Consider the following 26,513-nt stretch of genomic DNA (forward strand, 5'->3'; position numbering starts at 1 on the left):
TCAAGACGAGACTGAAAGCTGGCCTTTTGTCACGTCTGACGACGTTTCCCAGGTGCAAAAGCCACTCTCCAGAGCGGTTGCAAAGACGAGGGACTCGCGTCTGAAGATTCGCGTCAATTGTAAGAATTCCAGATAAATGACCGCCCCTTCTAACAGAGGCCTTCACTAAACTCCTGGAAGTACAGCCCCAGTATCAATCACTTTGGCGGGTTTCGCGGTCGACGAATTGGGCATCCACTGACTGAGGAGGCCATTTGCTGTGAAAGCCATAACCCGATGGCTTCGCAATTGCGCTTCTCTGCAGAGAAGAACGTGCATTTTGTGTATAGAAAGATGTATCAATTTGAAATAAATTGAATATAAATGCGCCATAAAATTAGTGGCGTGTATATAAAAATGTCTTTATTTGTAATTTTCATTTCATCAATTACGCAAACCGTAGCAATTTTAACTCAGGAACTTTGGTAAAAAAGTTCAGAAGTCTATTTATTGTATCAAATAGAATGATGGCGCGCTTATAGTTCGGAACAAAGACGACCTGTTCTCATCGCCGCCGCCAGCAGTCCGAGTTTACTCGCATCCCTGATCAATGTGGCCGACCTGAGAACGAACATCGGCTTGGACGCAAGACAGTGCCACGCGTTTGCGTAGCGAGAAAAAAGAAATGGGAGTTAAGATGAAAGCTTTTCAACACAGAGCCCCTCTGTATCTGAAATCGGCCGTATCTACGGTAGCGCTCGCCAGCTTGGTCTGGGGGACTTGCCATTCCGCAATGGCTCAAGAAGCCGCAACGGGCTCGGACACCGGTGCGAGCAGCGAAGCCAAGGAGATTGTTGTTGTTGGTGTCAGAAAATCGCTTCAGTCTGCCCAACAGATCAAAAAAAATGCGGATACGGTTGTCGATTCAATTACCGCCAATGATATCGGTTCTTTTCCTGATAAATCCGTCGCTGAGGCGTTGCAGCGTGTGGCCGGAATTACTGTAAATCGGTTTGCGGCTACAGGTGATACCGCTCACTTTTCGGCGGAACCCTCGGGCGTCATAGTCCGTGGCCTCCAACAGGTTCGCTCAGAATTCAACGGTCGCGATATCTTCTCTGCAGACTCAAACCGCGGCCTGAGTTGGTCGGACGTCTCCCCAGAGCTTATGGGGGGCATTGATGTCTATAAGAACCAGACCGCTGATCTGATCGAGGGGGGTATCGCAGGTACAGTTTCGCTGCGTACCCGGCTGCCCTTTGATCAGAAGGGGCGCCTCCTCGCGGCTACGGCCGAGTACACCTACGGCGATCTGGCGAAGACGGGCACTGAGGGAGTTTCCGGTATTTTCTCTGACCGCTGGGATGTTGGTTCAGGTGAATTCGGCATTATGCTGAATGTCGCCCATTCAGAGGTGGTCACAAACTCCCAAGGCATCAAATACGGTCGGATTGGCAAGGTGTCTAATGCCTCAAATTGGGGCAGCTCTGATACCTTGTATATCCCCTCATCGATTGCCGTTAGCGACAATACATATAATCGGGTGCGCGATGGAGGTTCATTTGCTGTTCAATGGCAGAACAATGAACACACAATGCTGGCCACCTTCCAGTATAATCTTTCGCGAAAGCACGAGACCTGGGAAGAGTATGTGATGACCGCCTCGTCGGGCGTCAGCACGTATGGTAAAGACTACGACTACGTCTCGACGGATGCCAGTGAGGTTCAGTGTCTGCAAGGAACCACCTGCACGTTTGACGACAGCGGATTTCTGTCGTCTGGAACTCTTGTCTCAGGGACGGTCTGGAAGGGCTCCGTGTCCAAAGCGGACGGTAGCGACCTTTTTAGCTACGACTGGAGCGGCGCTGGACAACTTGGCACCGACTTCACCACAACCTCGCGGTATAGTGATAGTGTCAACGAGACGCAGGATGCATCGTTCAACTTCAAATGGGAACCCACAAGTCAGTTAAAGCTCAATTTTGACCTCCAGTACATCAAGGCTACGCAGACCAATTACGACATTACGGCAGACCTGGCGACCTATGCCAACGCAACCTGGGACCTGACGGGGGATATTCCGCACTTTAATGTAAGCAGTCCCACAAACATCAACGTAACCTCAGGGGGTATAACCGATCCATCCAACTATCGTCTCAACGATCTGATGGACCACATCACAGACAGTGACGGTAAAGAATTAGCCGTGCGCGCCGATGCGGAATACGTTTTTGACTCGCCCTGGCTGCGTAGCCTGAAATTCGGCGCCCGCTACGCGGATCGTGAGCAAACCGTCCGGTGGACCACCTACAACTGGAAAAGCGTTGTGAATTCCTGGAGCAGCTACAGCGCGGATGACTATTTCATCACGGGTAGCACCTTCCCGGATTCCAAGGCCTACGCGACCAAGGCCTTTGATAGCGAGTTTTTTGGCGGCGGTATCACGAACGCGTCCTCTGCGGTTTTCTTCAACATGGATTATCTGAAGAACCAATCGCTTATGGCGGAGATGTTCGGCAAGGACAGTTATAACCCAGGGGGATCAAATGCCTGGGAATCGGTATGTGATCGGGATGATCTGGTAGAGGGCTGCTTTAAAGCTGCAGAAATCGCCCGTGTCTCGGAGACGACGAAAGCCCTTTACGCCGTCGTGAAGTTTGGCGGAAATGATGCGACCATTTTCAACGGCATCACCGTCAGTGGCAATCTGGGCTTGCGCTACGTTGAGACCCATAACCGCAGTTCGGGTGGCGTAAACTATAGCAGTGGTGTGTCATATTCCACTTCGGCGACCGAAACACTGGCAGATGGCACAGTGATACCGAGCGTGACCTATTATATCAGTTCGGACGACCGGCTGTTTATGACTTCAAGTGATGAGATTTACACCGCCTCTACAACTCATCACAATCTCCTTCCAAGCTTCAATGTTCGTTTTGGCCTGACAGATGAATGGTTTGTGCGCTTTGCGGCCTCTAAGGCTTTGTCGCGCCCGGATATCGGCAACCTAAAATACTACAAAACCGTCAGTGTAACGACTCCCACGTCGAGCGAGCTTAGCTGTGGATCGGGTTTCACCTGCGACGCCAACGGTCAAATTGTCAGTACGAATCTTACCTACACAGCTCAGGCAAACAATCCATTCCTGAAACCGATGACAGCGGATCAGTTAGATTTGACAATGGAGAATTATTTTTCAAGCACAGGATCGTTTACATTTAATCTATTCTATAAGAAATTTAATGATTACATACAGTATGGAAAGTGGTATCAAAACTTCACAAATAATGGCGTTACGCGATCGGTGGAGGTAAGCGGCCCTGTCAACGGCGATGGTGCCTCGATTAAAGGTTTCGAAGTCGCTTACCAGCGCTTCTTTGACTTCCTTCCGGCGCCCTTCAATGGCCTTGGCATCCAGGCCAACTACACGCACATCAAGAATTCCGGAATAACCAGCACGGGCGTTGCTGTAAACTCCGGCGACGGGTCGTCGGGCCAGTCTGGTGGTGGCACGACAAAAAGCGCCAATACCTTCAATGACCTCCCTCTTGAGGGCATGTCTGATGACACCGTCAATCTTGTCGGTATGTACGAAAGGGGAAAATGGTCGGCCCGTGTCGCCTATAACTGGCGCTCGAAATACCTTGTGACGGCGCAAGACTGCTGCGTTGCCTATCCGGTCTGGCAGCGCGCAGCAGGTTACCTCGATGCGAGATTGGCCTACCGCATCAATGCGAATGTCGAACTGTCAGTTGAGGGCACAAACCTGCTCAATACCCGAACCGAACTTATGCAACAGGTCGAAGGCGCCACCGATTCCAACCCAGACACGGAACGCAAACTGGTTGATTATGCCTGGTACCAAAATGACCGGCGACTGCAAGCGACCATTCGTATGAAGTTCTAGATGGAGTAAGAATTGGTTCGCCACTGGGCGGCGAATGTGAGAGCGTTCAGACGCGATCAGGAAACCAGTAAGTGCCACCTATCTCGATGGCACTTACTGGGTTTTTTGCTTCAGGAGGCGCATTCAGTTTGCTGAAACCGCCTTAAGTCGTCATCGAGGTGCTCCTGAAGGTCTGATCAGAAATTTGTGCCAACTTCAAATCGATCCAGTGCACAGTCGCGGAAAATCGCTGCGGTATTCCGCACGAAGAAACGGCCCATTTTGGTATCACTTCAGGGAAGGATTAAGATTCGCCTGTTGCAAAACCCTTTCAAAGCGACGGGGGCCAAGGGCATCGCCTAAAAACTTTTGCCTTGGAGCGATGCCATCGGTTCCGGAGACTTTATTGATCCCCCAGAACAGGTTTCAGCCCTTTGGATGCGCCGCCGCATAGGCACTGAGCAGGCGTTCGGCATCGACCTGCGTATATTTTTGCGTCGTCGATAGAGACGCATGGCCCAGCAGTTCCTGAATCGAGCGCAGGTCCGCGCCTGATCCCAAGAGGTGTGTGGCAAACGAATGTCTGAGGGCGTGTGGTGTCGCGCGATCGGATAAGCCCAGCCGAGAGCGCAGATGCTGTACGCTCAGTTGCACATGACGCGGGCTGAGCGGTCCGCCGCGCGGCGCTCGAAACAGCGCGTCTTCCTCCGTAAGCGTAAAGGGCTGGAGGCGTCTATAGGTATCCACGGCCTCGCGCACGGCCTCAAGCACGGGCACCAGCCGGGTCTTGTTGCCCTTACCCACAATGCGCAGCGTCTCGGCCAGGGGCGTGTCCTTTGCCGTCAGCGACAGGGCTTCGGAAATGCGCAGACCGCAGCCATAGAGCAGCAGTAGCACGGCCCGGTCGCGCGCGGCCTCCCATTCGGACTTGTCGCCATCCAGCTCAATCTCGGTCAGCAGACCCTGCGCCTGATCTTCATTCAGCGGGCGGGGGAGACTGGTCTTCAGGCGCGGCCCCTGAGTGAGCACCACCTGCGCATTGGCATAGCCCATATGCAGATCAAGATAGCTGTGAAACGACTTAATGGCCGACAGGTGCTGCGCCAGAGACCGCGCCGACAGGGGCTCATCCTTACCGCGCAAATACGCCATCCAGCCGCGAATATCGGCTGAAGTCAGATGCGAGAGATCGTTGAGGTCGATATCAGCGCCCAAGGCCTTGCGCAGATGGCCGATGTAGAGGGAAAAGGCGTGGCCATAGGCTTCTAGCGTGCGCGGCGACACGCGCTTTTGCGCCTTGAGATACTGGAGCCATTGCAAACGGGCATCGTCGATGGTCATGCCCGTGAGTTTAGGGTTAATCTCTGACCAAGGGCTTAAGACAACACGGGCCAGCGTTCGGCGACGCGCTCAACCACACGGGTGATAAAGGCGACCAGTTCGGCCCCCATGTCTGGGCTGAAACCTTCCCAGTCGGCTGAGCCGAAAGCAACCGCGCCGGGGCGGCCTTCGCGCCACATGGCGGTGCGGATGACAGCAGCGGATTTGATGCGGCGAACCTCATCCCCGAACAGGGCGCGACACACCCCATCTGGCCCTAGAAGGGACAGGCTGGTTTCGCCAATAATGTAGTCGACGCCGCCGTAATCGAGCGTCATCCATCCCAACGGAATGGGGGCCGTGTCTTCTAGCGCGATGGTAGCGCAAACGAGGCCGAAACGGTTGCGCACTTCTTCATTGAGACGGCGGGCCAGATCGGAATGGTTGCGCGCCTCCAGCAGCGACAGGGCCATGGCGTGCGCCTGCCCCTGAGCATCGAAATTGGCGCGGGCCGTCGCCTCGATCTGGCGGCGGATGTCGAAATCGCGTATGGCCTTGGCCTCCAGTCGCGACAGGGCGGCCGGGCCGAAATCGATCAGGTTGCGCGTCTTGGGCTGAAGCCCCAGCTTGTCCAGCAGTTCACGATCCTGCTTCAGTTCCTGCACAAACTCCGGCAGGAGACCGCGCAGGGTCTGGTAATCCATCAGGGCGGCGAGGCGCTCGGTCGTCGTCGGGTCGCGGAAATCTGAGGACATGTGGGCTATCGGGTGTGGTAAACGGCCGGTTAAACTTGGCGTTGACACAAGTGATGGCATAAAAAAGGCCTGGGGATGAGTCAAATCTATGGTTAACGCTTAAAATCTTATGGACAGTCCCGCCGACAGCCTCATCGAAGCCCCCGCCGTGGCGACCCGGCGGGCAAAGGTCGTGGTGCTCGCTCCCATGGAAACGGCGCTCGACTACCTGGTTCCCAACGATCTTGACCTCAGTGCGGGTGATCACGTTTGGGTGCCGTTAGGGCACGCAAAAGTGCGCGGCTTGGTAGTCGAGCTATACGACAGCGCTGAAACCGTGAAGCTGAAACCCGTTGCGGCGCGCATCGACGACCCGCGCGTGCCGGAGGCGAGTTTGCGCTTCTGGCTGTGGGCAGCAGGGTGGACCCTGACGGCGCCGGGCACCTTCCTCAAAGGCTGCCTGCAGGCACTTAAGACCCCGAGGGCGCAGGCGCGTCACGGCTATGTGCGGCATGAGGTCGAAGCGCTCAAACCGACCGCCAAACAAGCGCGCGTACTGGAACTGGCCGTCCTGCCGTTGACGGCGGCGGAACTGGCGCAGGCGGCGGGGGTGACGCCGGGCGTTGTGCAGACGCTTGAAAAGAAGGGCTGGCTCGAAAAGGTCGAACTGAGCCGCGAAGGCTTCGCCGCACCAGATCCCGATTTTAAGATGCCGAGCCTCAATGGCGATCAGGCCGCCGCCGATCAACTGCTGCGCAACGAATGGGCCCGTCAGGGCTTTGCGCCGGTCTTGCTCGATGGGGTTACTGGTTCGGGCAAGACCGAGGTCTATCTCGAAACTGTGGCGCGGGCCCTGCGCGATGATCCTACCGCTCAGGTGCTGGTGCTTTTGCCCGAAATCGCCCTGACCACGGCGGTGATGGGGCGGCTCCAGAGTCGCTTTGGCGTGCCGCCGGTGCAGTGGCATTCGGCGGTTTCGGCCTCGCAGCGTCGGCGCATCTGGGACGGCGTGGCGACAGGGGAGGCGCGTCTGATCGTCGGGGCGCGCTCGGCCTTGTTCCTGCCCTATACCAATCTCAAACTCATCGTCATCGATGAAGAACACGACGGCTCATACAAACAGGAAGAGGGTGTACGCTATCAGGCCCGTGACCTGGCGGTGATGCGTGCGCATCGTGACGGCTTTATGGTGGTGCTGGCCTCCGCCACCCCGTCTCTGGAAACCCTGACTAATGCCCAGAAGGGCCGCTATCAGTGGGTGCGGCTGGAAAACCGCCACGGCACGGCGCAACTGCCGGACATTGCGCTGATCGACATGAAGGCCCACCCCCCGGAAAAGGGCTTCTGGCTGTCCGACCCATTGGTGGGTGAGATACTGGCCACCCTGCAACGGCGTGAACAGGTCCTGTTGTTCCTCAACCGCCGTGGTTACGCGCCGCTGGTCCTGTGCCGGGCGTGCGGAGAGCGCATGACCTCACCCAAGACCGATTCGTGGTTGGTCGAACATCGCGCCACGGGACGGCTGGTTTGCCACCTGACCGGTTTTTCGATGAAAAAGCCCGACCGCTGCCCGCATTGCGGCGCGCTCGACGGCCTGACCTCTATCGGGCCGGGGGTGGAGCGCATCCTTGAGGAGGTGCAGGAACGCTTCCCGCAGGCGCGCGCTGAAATCTTCTCCTCGGACACCACGCCCGATGCCGACTCGTCGGCGGCCCTGATCAGGCGGGTGGAAAATCATGAGATCGACATTCTGATCGCCACGCAGGCCGCCGCCAAGGGGCACAACTTCCTTAACCTCACCCTGGTCGGCATTGTGGATGCCGATTTAGGCCTCAAGGGCGGTGATCTGCGCGCGGCGGAACGGACGTTTCAGCTTTTGGCGCAGGCTACCGGTCGTGCGGGTCGCGCCACCAAGCCGGGCCGTGCCCTGCTGCAAACCTACACACCGGAGCACCCGGTGATGCAGGCCTTACAGGCGCAGGACCGCGAGGCCTTCTATGCCTATGAGCAGATGAGCCGCGACATCGCGCAGTTTCCGCCCTTTGGGCGGCTTGGGGCGGTGATCCTGTCGGCAAAGGACAATGGCCTGCTCAATCGCTATGTGCGCGAACTGGCGCTGGCCATACCCAATACCGAGGGCATCGATGTCTATGGTCCTGCAGATGCGCCCTTAAGCCTTGTGCGCGGCATGTGGCGCAAACGCTTCCTCGTCCGGGCCGACCGCAACCGCGACCTTCAGGGCTTTATGAGCGCCTGGCTGAAAAGTCTGAAAGCGCCCAATGCCGTTCGCGTGGTGACGGATATCGAGCCGTACAGCTTCCTCTGATCACGCATATATAGCGGCGCGAGGGCCATAGACGACGCGTTCGTCGTCCAGACCCTTGTTGAGGTCCTGAAGCACCTTGTCGATCTCTTCCATATCCTTACCAGAGGATTTGAAGGCTTCGACCGTGTCCTTGTCCACCTTCTGAAAGGCCAGCTTAATTTTTGCTGTTTCAAACAAGTCCTTCACCACCTTCACCAGGCCGCGCACCTGTTTCATGAAATCATTGACCTCCATCAGCTCGCCCTCGGCGCGCTGACGTTCGGTTTTCACGTAGGCTTCGGCAGCGCTCTTTATATCAGCGGGGGTTGGGATGTAGGTGACGGTCGCTTCGCTTGGGGCGTCCGTCTCAGCGGAGGGTGTAGCTTCCGCAGCTCTATCCTCCACCACAAAGGCTTCGTCGTCGCTGACGGCGGTCTCTTCGGCAGCTTCTGTCGCTTGTGTTTCTGCGTCTGAGTCGGGTACGGGCTGGCTGGCCGCGCTCTGGGCAGCGCTGAAGCCGCTCATGTCCATGTCGTTGCCGCCGGCCTTGGCATAGTCTTTCACCGCAGCCTTTAGCTCCTTCATCAGATTGGCCAGCATCTTGGCCATGATCTTCGGATCGCTCTTACCCAATTCCTTGATGATCTTCAGCCGTTCGACCAATTGCATCACCTTGGCCTTGGCGCGGGCGCGCGCATCGTCGCGCGTCTTTTTGGGCATCTCACTCAGGGTTTCGGCCGCGGTTTTCTGTGCCTCAGTCTTCTGTGCCCTGGCCAGTTTCAGCCGGTCGTTCAGGTCGCTCACTGTCGCGGTGGCGGAGTTCTGACCGCTGATGCCGGAGGTGCCGATATTCATCTGTTGAGCCTTCTGCTAACGCGGTTAGCTTAACGGAACAGGCTTAACCGAGTGTTGAAGACGCAAAACGCCCCCGGCGGCGGGCCGGGGGCGTCATTCGCTCTGCTTGCTTTGGCAATCAGATCTGCGGGTCGGGAGATTGCGCGGCTTTTTTCTTGTGCGCGTTGCGCGACAGCATGTTGAGGCCTTCGACCATAGCTGAGAAGGCCATGGCGGCATAGATATAGCCTTTCGGCACATGGACGCCGAAGCCTTCGGCGATAAGCACGGTCCCAATCATCAGCAGGAAGCCGAGCGCCAGCATGACTACGGTCGGATTCTTCTCAATAAAGTGGGCCAACGGGTCCGAGGCCAGCAGCATGACCATAACCGCGACCACAACCGCAATCATCATCACAGGTACATGCTCGGTCATGCCGACGGCGGTGAGGATGGAATCGACCGAGAAGACCAGATCGAGCAGGATGATCTGCACGATCGCGGCACCGGCATTGTTGATGGTGGCGTTTTTGGCGTCCATTACGTCGTGGGTGGGGGCCGGATCTACCGTGTGGTGGATTTCCTTAGTTGCCTTCCACACTAGGAACAGGCCCCCGGCGATCAGGATCATGTCCTTCCACGAGAAGGACGTCTCAAACATGGGCTCACCGTGTTCACCCACGGGCCCGACCAGCCCCAGATTGAACACCTCAGCCTTCAGGCCGATGATCCAGCCGATGGTCAAAAGCAGACCCAGGCGCATGATGAGCGCCAGCCCGATACCGAGCCGGCGGGTTTTCTGACGGTCCTGCTCCGGCAGCTTGTTGGACAGGATGGAGATAAAGACGAGGTTGTCGATGCCGAGCACGACCTCCATCACGATGAGGGTGACAAGGGCCGCCCAGACGGCTGGGTCAGAAAAAAGGGCCATAAGGTCCATGAGAGCTTTCTCGGTATAGGCTGAAAAACGATTGCTCTTGATAAACGCTGCGACGTAAAGCGGCAATGTTTCGCATAACCGGGAAATCGATTGCGAACGATAGTAACCGTATCTTTTTGTGCTCCGCAGGCTTGTGGCTGAAAAAAGGCGACACGACCTGTGAACGGCGCATGGTCACAGAAAAGTGAAAAATGCTTTTTGGTTGGTTGCGGTGGGTCATACCCCATGCTAAGAGGCGCGCGGCTTGAAAGGCCGGTTGTTTTTGCGCGCCTGTTGTTTTTAGTGCGCCCCGCCGGCTCCCGGAAAAGCCCATTCCACTTATTTCTTTGGCTGGAAGTTATCGTGAGCGATATTTTTAGAGAAACAGAGGTCGGTGAGCGTTACGCCAAGGCCGTGTTCGAACTGGCGGATGCCGCCGGTCAACTCGATGCGGTGCAAGCGGACCTCAAGACCCTGAAGGCGCTGCTGATCGAAAGCAAGGATCTGCGCCGTCTCGTTACCTCCCATGCCTTCAAGTCCGAAGACAAGCTGAAGGGCCTGACCGCCGTTCTTAACACGGCCGCGCCGAACGCCCTGACGCTGAAGGCGCTGGGTCTGATGGCGCACAATGGTCGTCTGGATCAAGTCTTTGGCCTCATCACTGCCTTCACCCGCCTCTACGATGCCAAGAAGGGTATCGTCTCGGCAGTGGTCACCTCCGCCACGGCCCTGACCGACGAGCAGGTGACCGGTCTTCAGGCCGCGCTGCGCACCGCGCTCGGTCAGGATCCTGTCCTCAGCCAGACGGTCGATCCGTCGCTGCTGGGCGGCCTCAAGGTTCGCGTCGGCTCGCGCCTGTTCGACGCTTCGCTTAAAACCAAACTCGACTCCCTTAAATTTGCCCTCAAGCGGGCGTAAGACGCCAAAAAGAGCATGCCAATGGACATTCGTGCTGCCGAGATTTCGGCCATCCTCAAAGCTCAGATTGCCGGTTTCGGCGAAGAAGCCGACGTATCAGACGTCGGTTCGGTTCTGTCGGTCGGTGACGGTATCGCCCGTGTGCACGGCCTAGATCAGGTTCAGGCCGGTGAAATGGTCTCCTTCCCCAAGGCGGGTGTGAAGGGCATGGCCCTGAACCTCGAAAAGGACAATGTCGGCGTCGTTATCTTCGGCGAAGACCGCGAAGTGCGCGAAGGCGACGAAGTCCGCCGCCTCGGCGAAATCGTGCAGGTGCCGGTCGGCAAGGGCCTTCTCGGCCGCGTCGTCAACCCGCTGGGTGAGCCGATCGACGGTAAGGGCCCGATCGAAGCGACCGAATTCCGCCGCGTGGACGTCAAGGCCCCCGGCATCATCCCGCGCAAGTCGGTGCACGAACCTGTGCAGACCGGCATCAAGGCCATCGACACCCTGATCCCCGTCGGCCGTGGCCAGCGCGAGCTGATCATCGGTGACCGTCAGACCGGTAAGACCGCTGTCGCCATCGACGCGATCCTGAACCAGAAGGCCGCCAACGCCGGCACCGACGAGTCGGCTAAGCTGTACTGCATCTACGTCGTTATCGGCCAGAAGCGCTCGACTGTCGCCCAGATCGTCAAGTCGCTGGAAGAAAACGGCGCGCTCGACTACACGATCATCGTCGCCGCTACGGCGTCGGAACCCGCCCCGCTGCAATATCTCGCGCCGTTCGCCGGTTGCGCCATGGGCGAGTTCTTCCGCGACAACGGCATGCATGGCCTGATCATCTATGACGATCTGTCGAAGCAGGCCGTTGCCTATCGTCAGATGTCGCTGCTGCTGCGCCGTCCGCCGGGCCGCGAAGCCTATCCGGGCGACGTCTTCTATCTGCACTCGCGCCTGCTGGAACGCGCCGCGAAGCTGAACGACGAAAACGGCGCCGGTTCACTGACCGCTCTGCCGATCATCGAAACCCAGGCCAACGACGTGTCGGCCTACATCCCGACCAACGTGATCTCGATCACCGACGGTCAGATCTTCCTCGAAACCGACCTCTTCTATCAGGGCATCCGTCCGGCCGTGAACGTCGGTCTGTCGGTGTCGCGCGTTGGTTCGGCCGCTCAGATCAAGGCGATGAAGCAGGTTGCCGGCTCGATCAAGGGCGATCTGGCCCAGTATCGCGAAATGGCCGCCTTCGCTAAGTTCGGTTCGGACCTCGACGCCGCCACGCAGCGTCTGCTGGCTCGCGGCGCGCGCCTGACCGAGCTTCTGAAGCAGCCGCAATATTCGCCGCTGAAAGTCGAAGAGCAGGTGGCGGTGATCTATGCCGGTACCCGCGGTTACCTCGACAAAGTCGCGGTGAGCGATGTCGGTCGCTTTGAGCGTGAGTTCCTGTCGCTTCTGCGCGGCAAGCATGTCGACCTTCTGACCGCCATCCGCGAGAAGAAGGCCCTGACGCCGGAGCTGGAAGAGCAGCTGAAGGCCATCGTGGCCGACTACGCCGCTAACTTCGCATAATAAACCTCCTCCCCTGCGTGAGCGGGGGAGCGGGGCGGCTCGTGCTGTGGCCAGCTTATCTGGCCGCAGGGGCTCCCCCCGAAAGATAGGGACTTTTCATGGCAAGTCTTAAGGACATGCGCAATCAGATCGGCAGCGTGAAAGCCACGCAGAAGATCACCAAGGCCATGCAAATGGTCGCCGCCGCCAAGCTCAAGCGGGCTCAGGACGCGGCGGAAAACGCGCGCCCCTATGCCAAACGCATGGCCTCGGTCATCGCCAACCTGGCCAAGGGTGTGTCGGGCGATGCCGCGCCGCTGCTGCTGGCCGGTACGGGCTCGACGCAAAAGCACCTCGTGGTCGTAGCCACCGCTGACCGCGGTCTGGCCGGTGGCTTCAACTCCGCCATCGCCCGCGCCGCGCGTGACCACATCCGTGCGCTGCTGGCCGAAGGCAAGACGGTGCGCGTGATCACCGTGGGCCGTAAGGGCCGTGATCAGCTGAAGCGTCTGTTCGGCGAGCTGTTTGTCGAAAGCTTTGAGCTGGGCAAGGCACTCGACCTCACGACGGTTCAGCCCATCGCCGAAGCTATCTTTAAGGAATTCGACGAAGGTCGTGCCGATGTCGTGACCCTTTTCTACAGCCAGTTCAAGTCGGTGATCTCTCAGGTCCCGGCGGCGAAGCAACTGATCCCGGCTCAGATCGAAGCCTCTGCCGAAGATGCTTCCGGTGGAGCGGTCTATAGCTATGAGCCGTCGGAAGAAGAGATCCTCGAAACCCTCCTGCCGCGCAATCTGACGGTTCAGATCCTGTCGTCGCTTCTGGAAAACAATGCGGGCTTCTATGCCTCCCAGATGAGCGCCATGGACAATGCGACGCGCAATGCGGGCGAGATGATCAACGCGCTCAATCTTCAATACAACCGTAAACGTCAGGCCCAGATCACGACCGAACTGATCGAGATCATCGCCGGTGCCGAAGCTCTCTAAGGACACTCCCATGACCGCTCATCAGCAAATTACGGCCGGTAAGGGCCGCATCTCTCAGGTCATCGGCGCCGTCGTCGATGTCGAGTTCGACGGCAACCTGCCGGCCATCCTGAACGCGCTTGAAACCACCAACACCGCCTCTGGCGCGCGTCTGGTGCTTGAAGTTGCCCAGCACCTCGGCGAAAACGCCGTGCGCACCATCGCCATGGACGCCACCGAAGGTCTGGTCCGCGGTCAGGAAGTCACCGACCTCGGTGCCCCGATCACCGTGCCGGTCGGCCCGGCAACGCTTGGCCGTATCATGAACGTCATCGGTGAGCCGATCGACGAAGCCGGTCCGATCGAAACCACCTATTTCAACCCGATCCACGCCGACGCCCCGGCCTTCGAAGATCAGGCCACTTCGGCGGAAATCCTCGTCACCGGTATCAAGGTCATCGACCTGATCTGCCCGTACGCCAAGGGCGGCAAGATCGGCCTGTTCGGCGGTGCCGGCGTCGGCAAGACCGTGACTATTCAGGAACTGATCAACAACATCGCCAAGGCCTACGGTGGTTATTCGGTGTTCGCCGGCGTCGGTGAGCGTACCCGCGAAGGCAACGACCTCTATCACGAAATGATCGAGTCGAAGGTGAACGAACACGGCGGTGGCGGCAACTCGCGCTGCACCCTCGTCTATGGTCAGATGAACGAGCCTCCCGGCGCGCGTGCCCGCGTCGCCCTGACCGGTCTGGCTCAGGCCGAATACTTCCGCGATCAAGAAGGCAAGGATGTGTTGTTCTTTGTGGACAACATCTTCCGCTTCACCCAGGCCGGTTCGGAAGTGTCGGCTCTGCTGGGTCGTATTCCGTCGGCCGTGGGTTATCAGCCGACGCTGGCCACCGAAATGGGCAAGCTGCAAGAGCGCATCACCTCGACCAAGAAGGGCTCGATCACCTCGGTTCAGGCCGTCTACGTGCCCGCCGACGACCTGACCGACCCGGCGCCCGCCACCTCGTTCGCCCACCTCGACGCCACGACCGTTCTGTCGCGTTCGATTGCCGAACAGGGCATCTATCCGGCCGTTGACCCGCTCGACTCGACCTCGCGTATCCTCGATCCGCGCATCGTCGGCGAAGAGCACTATCAGGTTGCCACGCGCGTTCAGGAAATCCTGCAACAGTACAAGGCCCTGAAGGATATCATCGCCATCCTCGGCATGGACGAACTGTCGGAAGAAGACAAGCTGATCGTCGCCCGCGCCCGTAAGATCCAGCGCTTCCTGTCGCAGCCCTTCCACGTGGCTGAAATCTTCACCGGCACGCCGGGCGTGCTCATGAAGATCGAAGACACCATCAAGGGCTTCAAGGGGCTGTGCAATGGTGACTACGACCACCTGCCGGAAGCGGCCTTCTACATGGTCGGCGGCATCGAAGAAGCCATCGCCAAGGCCGAACGTCTGGCGGCGGAAGCTTAATTTAAACACCTGCCTGGGCGCCGCAGGGCGCTTGGGCAGGGTAGTGTGAAAGGCAGCGATTATGGCTGACAAACTTCACGTTTCGCTGGTGACCCCGGAAAAGGAACTCTTTGCCGGTGACGTCGATCAGGTCATCGCGCCGGGCTCCGAAGGTGAATTCGGCGTCCTGGCTGGCCACGCGCCGCTGATGACGACCCTGACCGAGGGCACGGTGACCATCCTCAACGGTGACCAGAAACGCATGTTTCAGGTCATCGGCGGCTTCGCGGATGTCAATGCCGAAGGCATCACCATCCTGGCCGAGCGCGCCGAGGAATACGTCGAAACGGTCCACTAAACCGTTCTGACAAGCCACTCTAAAAAACCCCGTCGGATCACTCCGGCGGGGTTTTGGTTTCTCACGCTCTGGCGCGCTGATCGAGATTGCGCAGGAAGTCGATGGAGCGGCTGACCTCGGACATGCCTTCGTGGTGTTCCTCAACCACGTGGTTGAGCCCGCCTAGGGTGCGTTCGATATGGCCGCTCTGGGCGAAGATGTCCTCGATATGGGCGACTGTATCGCGATAGCGCTGGCTTTCCTCGCCAAACTGCGTGCGCGTCGCTTCGATGATGCCGCCCAGTTGCTGAAGCGAAGCCTCGATACCGCCGATGGCCGACTGGGTGTGGGTCAGGGCCGACTTGGTATCGCTGGCCAGTTTTTTCACCTCACCCGCCACCACCGAAAAGCCGCGTCCGGCCTCTCCGGCGCGCGCCGCCTCGATCGTGGCGTTAAGTGCCAGCAGATTGGTTTGCGAGGTGATGGAATCGATGACCGACAGGACCTGCCGCAGGTTCGACAGGGCGGTATTCAGCGTACTGAACTCCTGCGACAACTGTTCGGTGTGGTTGTCCTGACCGGCCACGGCGCGGCGGTCGCTGTCCATAGCGTGCTTGATGCCGTCCATCACCTTGCCCACGTCCCCGATCTCGGTCAGGGCGGACTCGATCTTGCCGGTTAGCCCGACGTGCTGGGCGATGGTGTCGATAACCCCGGTGCGCAACTGATTGAGGATTTCGGCGCGATTGAGCTTGCAGCGGGCGAAATAGTTGACGAAACGCGCATAGTGAATCGGGAAGTTGTCGATAAACTCATCCTGATAGGCGCCTTGCCCCACATCGAAAAAGACGATGGCGCTGAGGGTCTGGTTGATATTGATCCCGAACAGCTCGCCAAAGGTCGAGAATCCGGCCACGGGTGCAGGCCAGATGCCGCCCGTCTGGCTAAGGCGGTTGTCATTGGTCACACGACGCAAGATGCAGTCATTGAGAAGGGCTCCGACGGGCTTGGGCTTGTCGCGCAGAAACTGCGCTACATCCTTGCGCGTTTGCTCCACAAAATCCGTGGTCTCGAGCAGGATCAGCTCGTCGCCCGATCCGACGTCGCAGTAGAAGGTCACGCTGCCGCTGTCGAAGTCGATCTGCGCCACCGAGCGCACGAACAGCTCGCCGTCGATTTCAATTCCAAAGGCGCGGCCTTCCAACGCCTTTTGCAATTCTGACGGCTTGATGCGCAGAGATTGGCACAGGGCCTCGACAAAGGGCACCACCTGATTGCGCTGCGAATCATAGATTGCGCTGACCGTACGCTTGTTGGGGTCGGCATCGACCACCACGAAAGCTGGTCCGATCTTGCGGAAATTCTGGCTTTTTAGCACGCCATAGCGCTTGCCCGGGGCCATGCGGACCAAAGCGAAGACCGCATGGTTTTCCAGCACGCGTTGTCCGTCAAACAGGCATGTCTTCTGAAAGTCCATGTTACCGCCGGCGGACCCGCCGACAAACAGGCACGGGAAGCGCCCGCTCTTATAGACGGCTTCCATGAAATAGCTTTCGGACAGTGAGGCGCCGTCAACAAAGGTCAGGGCGAAGGTTTCCTGCGCACTGATCGGTGCGGCGGATGGCAAACGGTTCAGGGCCTCGGCAATCTTGTCCACCCGTTCGGTTCGCGACAGTGTGGCGTGCCCTTTGCGTATGTCGTCGCAGTATAACGGCACGCTGTGGAGGCTGACCCCGGCAATCAGGTCCGGTGAAAAGGCCTGAATCACCACATTGTCCCAGCCGTTGCCCGCCGGGCAGTAGGGGGCTTCTCCGTTCTGGGCGCACAGTTCACCGGCGGAGGTGGAAACGATCAGTGGGGCGTCACCGGCAAGGCTTTTGAGGCGCCGGCAGACCTCATCGAAGGCGATATGGGGCGATACAAAGGCCAGCACCAGTGCCGCTGGTCGTGCCCCGAAGCGCATCTGCTCGGGCGTGATCTGGCTAAGACGGCTGTCGCTGCGCAGGATGCGGAGGGCTTCGGAGGGCAGGTTGGGCAGGGGTGGCGGGGCCGTCTCAAGGATTGGCTCCGGCGCGCGCTGCGCCGCGGTGACATTTTTTTTGAAAAACATGAGGCACTTCCCCGGTTAGAACGCTTTTGGGCGTATCCTGTGCCTCAGATTATAAACAAAAGTTAACGGCGTTATGCGCAGCGGTACGCCCACACCTGTTTGCAGGGTTGGTGGACCGCCGTACATACAAATCATTGATTTTAAGAGACTATTTATCGTGTCGCATTTTGCGACAGAGCGTCGCAGAGGGTCTACTCCACGCCCTCGACCACAACCATATTGAATTCGGCCGCGTTCAGGCGGTGTTCGCGGGCGGCCTGATATTCCGGCGAGTTATAATAGCCGAGTGCCGCCTCATAGGAGGGAAATTCCAGCACCACGACGCGGGGAAAGCCTTCGCCTTCCAGCACCTGCGAGCGGCCCCCGCGGGCCAGCGGCGTCATGTGGAATTTTTCAGCCGCTGGCTTGGTGCCAGCACCGTATTTGGCGTAGGATTCCGGGTCGGTGACCTTGGCCTGAGCGATGATGTAGGCTTTGGGCATGGGGAGGCTCCTCGATTTTTGGGTTGGATGCGTCCCGGTTAGCAAGAATTTCCACAAAAGCCTACATTTTAACGGGCTTTGGGACTATATAGCCCGTTATGACGCGCCCCTTCCTCAAGATGAATGGTCTCGGCAACGATTTCGTGGTCGTCGATGCCCGCCAGACTCCTTTTCGCCCCTCCGCCGCTCAGGTGAAGGCGTGGGGCGATCGTGCGTCCGGCATTGGCTTCGATCAGCTCATTGCAATTGAGGGCGCTGCGTCGGGTGACGCGTTCATGCGCGTGTGGAATTCAGACGGCGGCCCGGTGGAAACCTGCGGCAATGCTCTGCGCTGCGTCGGTTGGTACCTCGACCGCGACGCCCCCGGCAACGACCTTCACATCGACACACTGGGTGGAGCGACTGCGGCAAAGGTGCTGGAACGCGACGCTAAAACCGGCATGGTCAGCGTCGATATGGGCGCACCACGCCTTGCTTGGACGCAAATCCCCTTGTCCGAAGAGATGAATACCGAGCGGCTAGAGCTTCAGGTCGGGCCGATCGACGCGCCGCTCTATCACACGCCGTGCGCCGTCTCGATGGGCAATCCGCACGTGGTCTTTTTCGTTGAGGACGTCGCCGCGGTCGATGTCGAACGCACGGGCAGCCTGATTGAAAACCATCCGTTGTTTCCGGAAGGGGTGAATGTTGAATTTGCACAGGTCATCGACCGCAACACCATCCGTATGCGGGTGTGGGAACGCGGGGCCGGTATCACCAAGGCCTGCGGTACCGGTGCGTGCGCTACACTCGTCGCCTGTGCGCGACGCGGCCTGAGCGACCGCCACGCCACCGTTATCATGGATGGCGGCCCGCTGCACATCCTGTGGCGGCAAGCGGACGACCACGTCATTATGACCGGACCAGTCGAGGTCGAATTCGAAGGCCAGCTCAATGGCTGACGGTCACGCACATCCCCACGAAGAGGTTCCCGCCGAACCGCCTGCCACGCCCACCGGCGTGACATCGGGAGTCGAAGTGGTGACCTTTGGGTGCCGCCTCAATTCCTATGAGTCCGAGCAGATTCGCAAGGTCGCCGCCGAAGACGGGCTTGATGGGGCAATCATTTTCAATACCTGCGCCGTGACCGGTGAGGCTGTGCGTCAGGCGCGGCAGGCTATCCGTCGTGCGCGCAAGGAAAACCCGGACGCGCGCCTGATCGTTACGGGCTGCGCGGCGCAGACCGATCCTGACACCTTCGCCACTATGGGCGAGGTCGATTTCATCATCGGCAATGGCGATAAGGCTAAGGCCGGAGCCTATGCGTTGACGCCCGACTCGGCGCGCATTGCCGTCAACGACATCTTTTCGGTGCGCGAAACCGCTGGTCACTTGATTGACGGCCTGAAGGATCGTGCCCGCGCCTATGTCGAGGTGCAAAACGGTTGCGATCACCGCTGCACCTTCTGCATCATCCCCTATGGGCGCGGCAACTCGCGCTCTGCGGCGGCCGGTGATGTAGTGGGGCAGATTTCACGACTGGTAGCCGAAGGCTATAATGAGGTGGTGCTAACGGGCGTGGATCTGACCTCCTGGGGCAATGATTTGCCGGGTCAGCCGCAACTGGGGCATTTGGTGGCGCGTATCCTTAAGCACGTGCCAAACCTTAAGCGTCTGCGTTTGTCATCCATAGATGCGGCGGAAATCGACGACACCCTGCTGCGCCTGTTTGCCGAAGAGGAGCGGCTGGCCCCTTATCTGCACCTGTCCTTGCAACACGGCGACGACCTGATCCTCAAGCGGATGAAGCGCCGGCATCTGCGAGCTGATGCCATCCGTCTGGTTCAGAAGGTGCGCGTATTGCGCCCGGATGTGGCCTTCGGTGCCGACATGATTGCGGGGTTCCCTACCGAGACCGAAGAGCATTTCGCCAATTCGCTAGCGCTGGTCGATGAGTGCGATCTGGCGTTCCTTCACGTCTTCCCCTACAGCCCCCGTCCGCAGACCCCGGCGGCGAAAATTCCGCAGTTGCCGCGCGCTCTGATCAAGGACCGCGCTGCCCGCCTTCGTGGCAAGGCGGTTGAGGCCCTGACGCGACACCTCGATAAGCAGGTCGGGCGCGATGTGTCTGCGGTCGTCGAAAAGCCCGGCTTTGCCCGCGCGGCGGACTTCACCGAGGTGCTCTTTGAGGGGGGCGCGGCCCCCGAAAAAGTAAACGTTGGGGGTATTGCCTCTTTGCAGATTACCGGCCATGACGGAAAACGCGCACGGGCTGTGCTGATATAGCCCCTCACCCCGACCCTTTCCCGTTATCGGGCGAGGGGGAGATACTGATGACCGAGAAAAAACCCGGCTGGTTTTCGCGCCTGACGCAGGGCCTGTCGAAAACCTCTCAGCAACTGACCGAGCAGGTGACGAGCGTCTTCGTCGCCAACAAGACGCTGGACGCCGCCGCCGTTGAGGCCTTGGAGGACATGCTGATCGAAAGCGATTTCGGCCCGCATATCGCCGCGTCTATCGCCGGGAAGATGGCCGCCAAAAAATTCGCTTCGACCGATGATTACGCAGTCAAGGAGGCTTTGGCCGAAGCCATTGCCGAGGAACTGAAAGGCCGCGAAGACCGCTTCGATCCGTTGTCCGGCCCCAAGCCCTATATCGTGCTGTTTGTCGGGGTGAACGGGTCTGGTAAGACGACAACCTTGGGCAAGATCGCCGCCGCTCTGACGACGAAGGGCGCTAAGGTCCTGATCGTGGCGGGGGACACCTTCCGCGCGGCTGCGGTTGAGCAGCTGAAGGTCTGGGCCGAACGCGCCAAAGCCGACTTCATGGGCCGCAAGACCGGGGCCGATGCGGCCGGTCTGGCCTATGATGCCACCGTGCGCGCCAAGGAAGAGGGCTACGATGTCGTGCTGATCGACACCGCGGGCCGCCTTCAAAACAAGCAGCAACTGATGGACGAGCTTTTGAAGATCGTCCGCGTCATCAAGAAGGTCGATCCGGATGCCCCGCACGAGACGCTTCTGGTCCTCGATGCTACGGTGGGACGCAATGCGCTTAGTCAGGAACAGATTTTCGGGCGTCAGGCCTTTGTGTCGGGCCTCGTCATGACCAAGCTGGACGGCACGGCGCGCGGCGGCATACTGGTCCCCATTGCCAAGGCTTCGGATGCGCCCATCAAGCTGATCGGGGTGGGTGAAGATATAGATGACCTTCAACCCTTCCGCGCCAGTGCCTTCGCCCGCTCCATGGTCGGGCTTGAACCCCTCGGAGACTAGAGCCGAAAATTCCATAAGGAATGAGTCCGCTCTAAACTCTGGTTTAACGCACTTTTTATCCGAAAGGTGCGTCACATTTTTCGGAAAGCCCATCGAAGATGACCGCCCCCAAAGAAGACCCGCGCATCGAGATTACCGAGGCTCAGGCAGAAGCCCTGCCCGAAGCGATCGTGCCCGACGCCCCGGAACCGGCGGCCACCAACTGGACCAAGACGGCGATCGACTTCGGGCCTGTGATCGGGTTCGGCATCAGTTTCTTTATCTTCCGTGCACTCAAGGTTGGTGGCACGGACGCCACGGCGCCGATGATCTGGGCGACGGGGGTGTTGATCGTCATTTCCATCGTCGCTCTGATCGCGGCCTATATTATCGAAAAGCGGGTGGCGTGGATTCCGCTGGTGGCGACCTTGTTCGCCATTCCAATGGGTCTGATGACGATTTTCTTCCACGATCCCGTCTTCATCAAGGTCAAGGTAACGGTGATCAACCTGCTGATTGGCGGGATTTTGGCCATCGCAGCGCTTATGAAAAAGTACCCGCTTAAGAGCTTGATCAGCGAAACGCTCAAGCTCAAGGAAGAGGCGTGGCCCAAGCTGACCTGGCTCTATGTAGGCTTTTATGCCGTCATGGCCGTGGCGAATGAGATCGTCTGGCGCACCCAGTCCGATAGTGTATGGGTGACCTGGAAGATGGCGTCGCTGTTTGGCGGGCCGATTGTCTTTACACTGATCCTGACCCCCTTCCTGATGAAGAACATGCTTCCGGAAACGAACTCCTCCGCCTCCTGACGACACTCCATCAGTATGCGGATGGATTTGTCGTAATTCTGTTGTATAGTAATGCTTAGATAGCGTCGTTCAGCATGGGGACGGCGCATGAAGAAGCACAAGCGTAATCATTTCGAGGGTTCGGACTTGCTGGAAAATTCGCCGTCGCATCTTCTGCATCGGGTGCTGCAAATTGCCCTTGATATCTATACCGAAGAAACCGGCGACAGCGCCCTGACTCAGCGGCAATATGCTCTGTTGCTCGCAGCAGACACGGCGGAAGGGCTGACCCAGACTGACCTGGTCAAGGCCACTGGTATCGACCGCTCAACGCTTGCCGACATGGTGGCGCGCCTGATCGCCAAGGGGCTTCTGGCACGTGAACGCTCAGTCACCGATGCGCGCGCCAATCTGGTCCGCCTGTCCGACGAAGGGCGTGCGGCGCTCAACGAGATACGACCCAAGGTTGACGCTGCGGATGAGCGCATTCTGTCGCTTTTGTCGCCGCCAAAGCGCGACAGCTTCCTCAAGCTATTGCGGCGTATCGCCGCTGTGCGCGAAGAGGATGTTGAAGAAGTACCGCGCAAGGTGAAGGGCGAGAAGAAGGCTGACAAGAAAAAGAAGGGCAAAAAGGCCGGCAAAAAGCACAAGGAGCCTGTGCCCTTCCCCGCGCTGAACGAAGGCATTGCCGCGGAAAAGAGAGACGCTTGATCGCGTCACTCTGGCGTGCCCCAGAGGGGCCTCACGCGCCGCAAGTGAGATGCGCTCGTTTGAGGTTTCACAACCCCCGAAGTTAAAATTCGGACTAAATGCGGATGTTGAGCAGGCTGCCCGGGCGCAGCATGCGCAAGTCTTCGGGCTTGGTGCCCTGAGCGATCTCGGCGGCCTTGAAGGTTGCCGGGGTAACCCCGGCCGGTTTCGGTGCCGGCTGATCGACGGATGCCGTCTGGCCCGTGGCCTGACGGAAGAAGGCCTTCTGTGCCGACAGGGCGTCATTGAAACGCGCGGCCGTATCGGCGGCCGGTTTCTGGGCTGCGGCTGGGGTGGCCGCGCGACCGAGAAGCATCTGGGACAGGGAAGGCGGAATCGTGCTCATACCGCCTTTATTCTGTGATTCAGGTGTTTAAATGGTTAACGCGGGTTAAACTCTTACACTTTCAGCTTGGGGCGCACGCGGCTTAAGCCGCCATCCACGCCCAGCACTTGCCCGGTGATCCAGTCGTTTTGCGGGTCGAGCAGGAAGGCAATGGCGCGGGCCACGTCTTCGGGCTTCCCCAGCCGCCCCAGAGCGTGCATCGACTCAGACACTCTTCGCCCGGCATCCGATCCGACCAGCCCCGCCGTCAGCGGCGTTTCAACGAGACCGGGCGCAATGGCATTGACCCGCAGATTTTGTCCCGCATAGGAGGCCGCGGCTGAGCGCGTTAGGCCGATAACTCCGGCTTTGGCCGCGGCAATGGCTTCGTGATTGGCCAGCCCTTCCAAAGCCGCGGCGGACGACAGCAGCACCACCGATCCGCCTTCGGTCATGTGCCGGGCGGCGGCACGCACAGTGGCAAAGGCTGTGGTGAGTGAAGCCGTGATGGTGGCATCATACTGACTGCGGCTGGTCAGGCCTGCGGATTTAAGGAGCAGTGACCCGGCCAGATTGACCACGCCGTCCAGCTTGCCCAGTTTTGCAAACACCGCGTCCACAGCGTCGAAATCCGCAGCGTCCAAGACATGATCCGGGGTGATCGTGCGGTCGCTGCGGGCGGTGGTCATCACTTCGTGCCCGCCTTGCCGCAGATGCTGCACAAGGCTTTGTCCGATGCCGGACCCTGCTGCAATGATCAGATAACGCGCCATAGCCGAACTCCTGTTTCCGCCTTCTACGGCGGACAGGCGACCTCAGACCAGTCGCTTGCGCAGCGTTGCAGAGGTCAGGTCTATAAGGACCACGGCGGCAACGATAATCAGGGCGATGGCCGACACGCGGGCGTAGTTGAAACTGTTGATATTGTCGAACAGCACCTGCCCGATCCCGCCAGCCCCGATCAGTCCCAGCACCGTGGCCGAGCGGGCACTCGATTCAAAGCGATAGAGGGCAAATGACGTCCATAGCGGCCCGACCTGTGGCAGGATGCCCCAGACGATTTCCTGAAGCCGCGTGCCGCCGGTGGCGCGTACCCCTTCGATGGGTGGCTGATCGACGGCCTCAACCGCCTCGGAAAACAGCTTGGCCAGTACGCCGGTGTTGTGCAGGGCCAGAGCCAGTACCCCGGCCAGAGGCCCCGGCCCGACGGCCACCAGAAAGGCCGTGCCGATCACCAGTTCATTGACCGCCCGCAGCGTATCCATCAAGCGCCGCACCGGAAAGCTGATCCACGAGGGAGCGATGTTGGTGGCGCACAAAAGCGAGAAGGGTATCGCGAGGATGATCGACAGGACTGTGCCCCAGATGGCGACCTGCACAGTGACCCACATTTCGCGCATATAGTAGGCAACGGTCGAAAGGTCGGACAAATCCGGATGTAGATAGTCGCGCAGATAGGTGCTGGTATTGTCCCAGTTGCGCCCCAGCAAGGGCAGGTTACCTATCTGCGCGCCCTTGAAACTGAGCGCCAGCAACAGGCCAAAGCCAAGCCACAACCCCCAACTCAAAAGCTTTTCGGGCAGGGAGGCGCGCGGCGGCTGAAGCGCTTCGGGCGAAGAGGGATGAACCATTATTGTGCGTCGGGTCGTGCGCCGGGCGCAGAGTCGGGCAGGGCCTGCGGGGCGGCCTGACGGGCGGCCGCTTCCCGCGATATCGCTTTCAGTTCGGCCTCTGCTTTGCGGATGGCGGCCGCGTCACCGGCATTTTGCGCCTTGATCAACGCTTCGGCGGCTTCCATTTCGCGCACGGGCAGAAGGTGGGTATCGTCCGCCGGCTTGAATACACCAAAGATCAGATTGTTCAGTATCTTGAGCTGACGCTGGCCTTCGGCGTCAGTACCGGTGCCGTAGGACAGGAAGAACGAGCGTATCTTCTCCTTTGTCGCCGGGTCGAGGTCCTTGCGATAGATGATCGGGTCTTCCGGCAGGGTGGGGGACGTCCAGATAATCTTGATCTGCTTCAGCTTTTCCGGAGAGACCTGCGCCATTCGTTCCAGAGAGGCATTATTGTTAGTGGCCGCGTCAATCATGCCATTGGCCACCGCCTGGAAATTGGCCTCGTGGCTACCAGAGCGCACAGTCTTGAAGCACTTGGCTGGATCGACCTTGTGCGGCAGAAAAAAGTAGGTCATCGGCGCCAGCGTGCCGGAGGTCGATTTGACATCGCCGAGGCCAAAGGTGCGTTTACCATCGCATTTCAGCAGGTCTTCGGCGGTCAGCGGGGAATCGGCGCGCGCAATGATGACGCTTTGATAGCCATCGACGCCGGACGGATCAGACGAGCGCGCAAACACTTCGCCATCGGCGCGGCGCACCGCCTCAAGACCGGAGGCGTTGGAGAACCAGCCGACCTGCACCTGATTAAAGCGCATGGCCTCGATCAGCGCTGTGTAGTTAGAGCCGAAGAAGGGCTTCACCTTAAGCCCGGTCTGCTTTTCCATGTCGGCCAGAAAGGGCCGCCACAGGGGCTCCTGATTCTGCGCGTTTTCGGTGGACAGGATGGAGAAGCTGATTTCCGTCCGCGGACCTTTGGTCTGATCGACCTTACCGCAGCCCGACGTCAGGAAGGGCAGGGCAAGGGCCGAAGCCGACAAACCTTTCAGCATAGCCTTGCGCGACAGGGTCATGACGGGTCTCTCCAATAGGCCTGCTCTATCTCAGGGCCATAGATTTCGGTCAGGCGATCCGCACTTAGGCCGTCGCTTGGACCGTCATATACGATCTTGCCGTCCTTGAGGGCCAGAATACGGTCGCAATACTTCATAGCATAGTCCACCTGATGCAGAGTGACGATGACGCCGACGCCACGCTCTTCGTTGAGATGCACCAGAAGTTCCATCACCTTGCGCGCCGTCACCGGGTCCAGAGAGGCAACCGGTTCATCGGCCAGCAGGAGCCGCGCATCCTGCACAATGGCTCGCGCAATCGCGCCGCGTTGCTGCTGACCGCCGGACAGTGTCTTGGCGCGCTGCGACGCCTTGTCGGCTATGCCCACCGTATCGAGTGCCTGCATGACGCGCTGCTTTTCTTCGGCGGTCCATAGACCGAAAAGGCCGCGCACGGGCGGAATACGCCCCAGAAGCCCCAGCGCCACATTGGTAAACAGGCTGAGTCGTCCGACCAGATTGAACTGCTGCGCAATCATGCCGAGATCGGCGCGCGCTGACCGCACCTCAGCCCCTAAGCGGCCATCCGCCTGCACCGTGCGGCCCATCACCGTGATGGGACCGGAGCCTTCGTCTGCGACGATCAGGCCGGACAGGCTGCGCAATAGGGTGGACTTGCCCGACCCCGATGGGCCGATCAGGCCGACGCGCTGCGGGCGGTTCAGCGTAAAAGAGACATCATCCAACGCCTTGAAGTGACGCGTCGGTGCCTCGCCTGGCGCCTTGAGCGCAAAGCTTTTCGACAACGACTGAACGTCAACAAGGCTAGGCATATGCGCTCACGGGGCAACCCCGTCCCCCCCTGCACCGGCACCTGAACGCAGTGCGGCGTTAACAAAGATGAACGCCGGAATCTTGCCGAAGTTTGAGCACTTTGGCAACCATCGCCTTTGCCGCACGCAAAAGGTCGC

23 protein-coding genes are annotated in these 26,513 nt (G+C 59.2%); 12 read left to right on the top strand and 11 right to left on the bottom strand.

Features of this window, described 5'->3' with window-relative positions:
- Nucleotides 1-676: 676 nt before the first annotated feature.
- Nucleotides 677-3,886 (top strand): TonB-dependent receptor, encoded by a 3,210-nt coding sequence (locus ASTEX_RS01240; protein WP_013477786.1) that lies wholly within the window; start codon nucleotides 677-679, stop codon nucleotides 3,884-3,886.
- Nucleotides 3,887-4,291: 405 nt separating this feature from the next.
- On the opposite strand, the gene ASTEX_RS01245 is transcribed toward ASTEX_RS01240, so the two are convergent.
- Nucleotides 4,292-5,206 (bottom strand): tyrosine recombinase XerC, encoded by a 915-nt coding sequence (locus tag ASTEX_RS01245; RefSeq protein ID WP_013477787.1) that lies wholly within the window; start codon nucleotides 5,204-5,206, stop codon nucleotides 4,292-4,294.
- Nucleotides 5,207-5,241: 35 nt separating this feature from the next.
- Nucleotides 5,242-5,940 (bottom strand): DUF484 family protein, encoded by a 699-nt coding sequence (locus tag ASTEX_RS01250; RefSeq protein WP_049781582.1) that lies wholly within the window; start codon nucleotides 5,938-5,940, stop codon nucleotides 5,242-5,244.
- 109 nt (nucleotides 5,941-6,049) lie between these two features.
- On the opposite strand from ASTEX_RS01250, the gene ASTEX_RS01255 reads away from it, so the two are divergent.
- Nucleotides 6,050-8,245: a primosomal protein N' gene (locus ASTEX_RS01255; RefSeq protein WP_013477789.1), complete on the top strand. Its 2,196-nt coding sequence runs from the start codon at nucleotides 6,050-6,052 to the stop codon at nucleotides 8,243-8,245.
- On the opposite strand, the gene ASTEX_RS19135 is transcribed toward ASTEX_RS01255, so the two are convergent.
- Together ASTEX_RS19135 and ASTEX_RS01265 are read right to left on the bottom strand one after the other, a co-directional pair.
- A complete protein-coding gene (locus ASTEX_RS19135; RefSeq protein WP_013477790.1) occupies nucleotides 8,246-9,079 on the bottom strand; it encodes a hypothetical protein in 834 nt (277 codons plus the stop codon). It abuts the gene before it with no gap.
- Nucleotides 9,080-9,197: 118 nt separating this feature from the next.
- Nucleotides 9,198-9,998 carry a TerC family protein gene (locus tag ASTEX_RS01265; RefSeq protein WP_013477791.1) on the bottom strand — a complete coding sequence of 267 codons (801 nt, stop codon included), beginning with the start codon at nucleotides 9,996-9,998 and terminating at the stop codon, nucleotides 9,198-9,200.
- 342 nt (nucleotides 9,999-10,340) lie between these two features.
- On the opposite strand from ASTEX_RS01265, the gene ASTEX_RS01270 reads away from it, so the two are divergent.
- The 5 genes from ASTEX_RS01270 (at nucleotide 10,341) to ASTEX_RS01290 (ending at nucleotide 15,210) form a co-directional block, all read left to right on the top strand.
- A complete protein-coding gene (locus ASTEX_RS01270; protein WP_049781670.1) occupies nucleotides 10,341-10,895 on the top strand; it encodes a F0F1 ATP synthase subunit delta in 555 nt (184 codons plus the stop codon).
- 21 nt (nucleotides 10,896-10,916) lie between these two features.
- The gene (gene atpA, locus ASTEX_RS01275; RefSeq protein ID WP_013477793.1) at nucleotides 10,917-12,449 is read left to right on the top strand and encodes a F0F1 ATP synthase subunit alpha; all 1,533 of its coding nucleotides are present in this window, start codon (nucleotides 10,917-10,919) and stop codon (nucleotides 12,447-12,449) included.
- A gap of 98 nt (nucleotides 12,450-12,547) precedes the next feature.
- Complete coding sequence (locus tag ASTEX_RS01280) at nucleotides 12,548-13,417, top strand: F0F1 ATP synthase subunit gamma (RefSeq protein WP_013477794.1); 870 nt, start codon at nucleotides 12,548-12,550, stop codon at nucleotides 13,415-13,417.
- 10 nt (nucleotides 13,418-13,427) lie between these two features.
- A complete protein-coding gene (gene atpD, locus ASTEX_RS01285) occupies nucleotides 13,428-14,873 on the top strand; it encodes a F0F1 ATP synthase subunit beta (RefSeq protein ID WP_013477795.1) in 1,446 nt (481 codons plus the stop codon).
- A gap of 61 nt (nucleotides 14,874-14,934) precedes the next feature.
- A complete protein-coding gene (locus tag ASTEX_RS01290) occupies nucleotides 14,935-15,210 on the top strand; it encodes an ATP synthase F1 subunit epsilon (RefSeq protein WP_013477796.1) in 276 nt (91 codons plus the stop codon).
- A gap of 61 nt (nucleotides 15,211-15,271) precedes the next feature.
- Here the strand turns inward: ASTEX_RS01290 and ASTEX_RS20935 are convergent, their stop codons facing one another.
- Together ASTEX_RS20935 and ASTEX_RS01300 are read right to left on the bottom strand one after the other, a co-directional pair.
- Complete coding sequence (locus ASTEX_RS20935) at nucleotides 15,272-17,299, bottom strand: methyl-accepting chemotaxis protein (RefSeq protein WP_013477797.1); 2,028 nt, start codon at nucleotides 17,297-17,299, stop codon at nucleotides 15,272-15,274.
- A 191-nt stretch (nucleotides 17,300-17,490) separates the two neighbouring features.
- Entirely contained in the window at nucleotides 17,491-17,781 is a 291-nt protein-coding gene (locus tag ASTEX_RS01300; protein ID WP_013477798.1) for a DUF1330 domain-containing protein, read from the bottom strand.
- A 98-nt stretch (nucleotides 17,782-17,879) separates the two neighbouring features.
- On the opposite strand from ASTEX_RS01300, the gene dapF reads away from it, so the two are divergent.
- From dapF to ASTEX_RS01325, 5 genes are all read left to right on the top strand, one after another.
- Nucleotides 17,880-18,722 carry a diaminopimelate epimerase gene (dapF, locus tag ASTEX_RS01305; RefSeq protein ID WP_013477799.1) on the top strand — a complete coding sequence of 281 codons (843 nt, stop codon included), beginning with the start codon at nucleotides 17,880-17,882 and terminating at the stop codon, nucleotides 18,720-18,722.
- Complete coding sequence (mtaB, locus tag ASTEX_RS01310; protein ID WP_013477800.1) at nucleotides 18,715-20,046, top strand: tRNA (N(6)-L-threonylcarbamoyladenosine(37)-C(2))-methylthiotransferase MtaB; 1,332 nt, start codon at nucleotides 18,715-18,717, stop codon at nucleotides 20,044-20,046. Before dapF ends, mtaB begins: the two co-directional genes overlap by 8 nt.
- A 47-nt stretch (nucleotides 20,047-20,093) precedes the next feature.
- Nucleotides 20,094-21,035, top strand: coding sequence for a signal recognition particle-docking protein FtsY (ftsY, locus tag ASTEX_RS01315; protein ID WP_013477801.1), 942 nt, complete (start codon nucleotides 20,094-20,096; stop codon nucleotides 21,033-21,035).
- 98 nt (nucleotides 21,036-21,133) lie between these two features.
- On the top strand, nucleotides 21,134-21,823 hold the full coding sequence (locus ASTEX_RS01320) for an inner membrane-spanning protein YciB (protein ID WP_013477802.1): 690 nt from the start codon (nucleotides 21,134-21,136) through the stop codon (nucleotides 21,821-21,823).
- A gap of 87 nt (nucleotides 21,824-21,910) precedes the next feature.
- Nucleotides 21,911-22,513 (top strand): MarR family winged helix-turn-helix transcriptional regulator, encoded by a 603-nt coding sequence (locus ASTEX_RS01325; RefSeq protein WP_013477803.1) that lies wholly within the window; start codon nucleotides 21,911-21,913, stop codon nucleotides 22,511-22,513.
- Nucleotides 22,514-22,607: 94 nt separating this feature from the next.
- On the opposite strand, the gene ASTEX_RS01330 is transcribed toward ASTEX_RS01325, so the two are convergent.
- From ASTEX_RS01330 to ASTEX_RS01350, 5 genes are read right to left on the bottom strand one after another with little or no spacing between them, the layout of a single operon-like run.
- Complete coding sequence (locus ASTEX_RS01330) at nucleotides 22,608-22,898, bottom strand: hypothetical protein (protein WP_013477804.1); 291 nt, start codon at nucleotides 22,896-22,898, stop codon at nucleotides 22,608-22,610.
- Between the two features lie 53 nt (nucleotides 22,899-22,951).
- Nucleotides 22,952-23,650 (bottom strand): SDR family oxidoreductase, encoded by a 699-nt coding sequence (locus ASTEX_RS01335; protein ID WP_013477805.1) that lies wholly within the window; start codon nucleotides 23,648-23,650, stop codon nucleotides 22,952-22,954.
- A gap of 42 nt (nucleotides 23,651-23,692) precedes the next feature.
- Nucleotides 23,693-24,508 (bottom strand): phosphonate ABC transporter, permease protein PhnE, encoded by an 816-nt coding sequence (gene phnE / locus ASTEX_RS01340; protein WP_013477806.1) that lies wholly within the window; start codon nucleotides 24,506-24,508, stop codon nucleotides 23,693-23,695.
- Entirely contained in the window at nucleotides 24,508-25,563 is a 1,056-nt protein-coding gene (gene phnD / locus ASTEX_RS01345) for a phosphate/phosphite/phosphonate ABC transporter substrate-binding protein (RefSeq protein ID WP_013477807.1), read from the bottom strand. Before phnD ends, phnE begins: the two co-directional genes overlap by 1 nt.
- A complete protein-coding gene (locus tag ASTEX_RS01350) occupies nucleotides 25,560-26,375 on the bottom strand; it encodes a phosphonate ABC transporter ATP-binding protein (protein WP_013477808.1) in 816 nt (271 codons plus the stop codon). Before ASTEX_RS01350 ends, phnD begins: the two co-directional genes overlap by 4 nt.
- Nucleotides 26,376-26,513 lie beyond the last annotated feature (138 nt).

Source organism: Asticcacaulis excentricus CB 48 (genome assembly GCF_000175215.2).
In the GTDB taxonomy this organism is placed as follows: Bacteria; Pseudomonadota; Alphaproteobacteria; order Caulobacterales; family Caulobacteraceae; genus Asticcacaulis; species Asticcacaulis excentricus.

Coding starts and splice junctions, on each gene's coding strand:
- atpA (WP_013477793.1), top strand. CDS start 10,917: ATGGACATTCGTGCTGCCGAGATTTCGGCCATCCTCAAAGCTCAGATT.
- ASTEX_RS01335 (WP_013477805.1), bottom strand. CDS start 23,650: ATGGCGCGTTATCTGATCATTGCAGCAGGGTCCGGCATCGGACAAAGC.
- ASTEX_RS20935 (WP_013477797.1), bottom strand. CDS start 17,299: ATGTTTTTCAAAAAAAATGTCACCGCGGCGCAGCGCGCGCCGGAGCCA.
- ASTEX_RS01280 (WP_013477794.1), top strand. CDS start 12,548: ATGGCAAGTCTTAAGGACATGCGCAATCAGATCGGCAGCGTGAAAGCC.
- ASTEX_RS01325 (WP_013477803.1), top strand. CDS start 21,911: ATGAAGAAGCACAAGCGTAATCATTTCGAGGGTTCGGACTTGCTGGAA.
- dapF (WP_013477799.1), top strand. CDS start 17,880: ATGACGCGCCCCTTCCTCAAGATGAATGGTCTCGGCAACGATTTCGTG.
- ASTEX_RS01350 (WP_013477808.1), bottom strand. CDS start 26,375: ATGCCTAGCCTTGTTGACGTTCAGTCGTTGTCGAAAAGCTTTGCGCTC.
- ASTEX_RS01265 (WP_013477791.1), bottom strand. CDS start 9,998: ATGGACCTTATGGCCCTTTTTTCTGACCCAGCCGTCTGGGCGGCCCTT.
- ASTEX_RS19135 (WP_013477790.1), bottom strand. CDS start 9,079: ATGAATATCGGCACCTCCGGCATCAGCGGTCAGAACTCCGCCACCGCG.
- ASTEX_RS01300 (WP_013477798.1), bottom strand. CDS start 17,781: ATGCCCAAAGCCTACATCATCGCTCAGGCCAAGGTCACCGACCCGGAA.
- ASTEX_RS01250 (WP_049781582.1), bottom strand. CDS start 5,940: ATGTCCTCAGATTTCCGCGACCCGACGACGACCGAGCGCCTCGCCGCC.
- ASTEX_RS01255 (WP_013477789.1), top strand. CDS start 6,050: ATGGACAGTCCCGCCGACAGCCTCATCGAAGCCCCCGCCGTGGCGACC.
- ASTEX_RS01290 (WP_013477796.1), top strand. CDS start 14,935: ATGGCTGACAAACTTCACGTTTCGCTGGTGACCCCGGAAAAGGAACTC.
- phnD (WP_013477807.1), bottom strand. CDS start 25,563: ATGACCCTGTCGCGCAAGGCTATGCTGAAAGGTTTGTCGGCTTCGGCC.
- atpD (WP_013477795.1), top strand. CDS start 13,428: ATGACCGCTCATCAGCAAATTACGGCCGGTAAGGGCCGCATCTCTCAG.
- ASTEX_RS01245 (WP_013477787.1), bottom strand. CDS start 5,206: ATGACCATCGACGATGCCCGTTTGCAATGGCTCCAGTATCTCAAGGCG.
- phnE (WP_013477806.1), bottom strand. CDS start 24,508: ATGGTTCATCCCTCTTCGCCCGAAGCGCTTCAGCCGCCGCGCGCCTCC.
- ASTEX_RS01320 (WP_013477802.1), top strand. CDS start 21,134: ATGACCGCCCCCAAAGAAGACCCGCGCATCGAGATTACCGAGGCTCAG.
- ftsY (WP_013477801.1), top strand. CDS start 20,094: ATGACCGAGAAAAAACCCGGCTGGTTTTCGCGCCTGACGCAGGGCCTG.
- ASTEX_RS01330 (WP_013477804.1), bottom strand. CDS start 22,898: ATGAGCACGATTCCGCCTTCCCTGTCCCAGATGCTTCTCGGTCGCGCG.
- ASTEX_RS01240 (WP_013477786.1), top strand. CDS start 677: ATGAAAGCTTTTCAACACAGAGCCCCTCTGTATCTGAAATCGGCCGTA.
- mtaB (WP_013477800.1), top strand. CDS start 18,715: ATGGCTGACGGTCACGCACATCCCCACGAAGAGGTTCCCGCCGAACCG.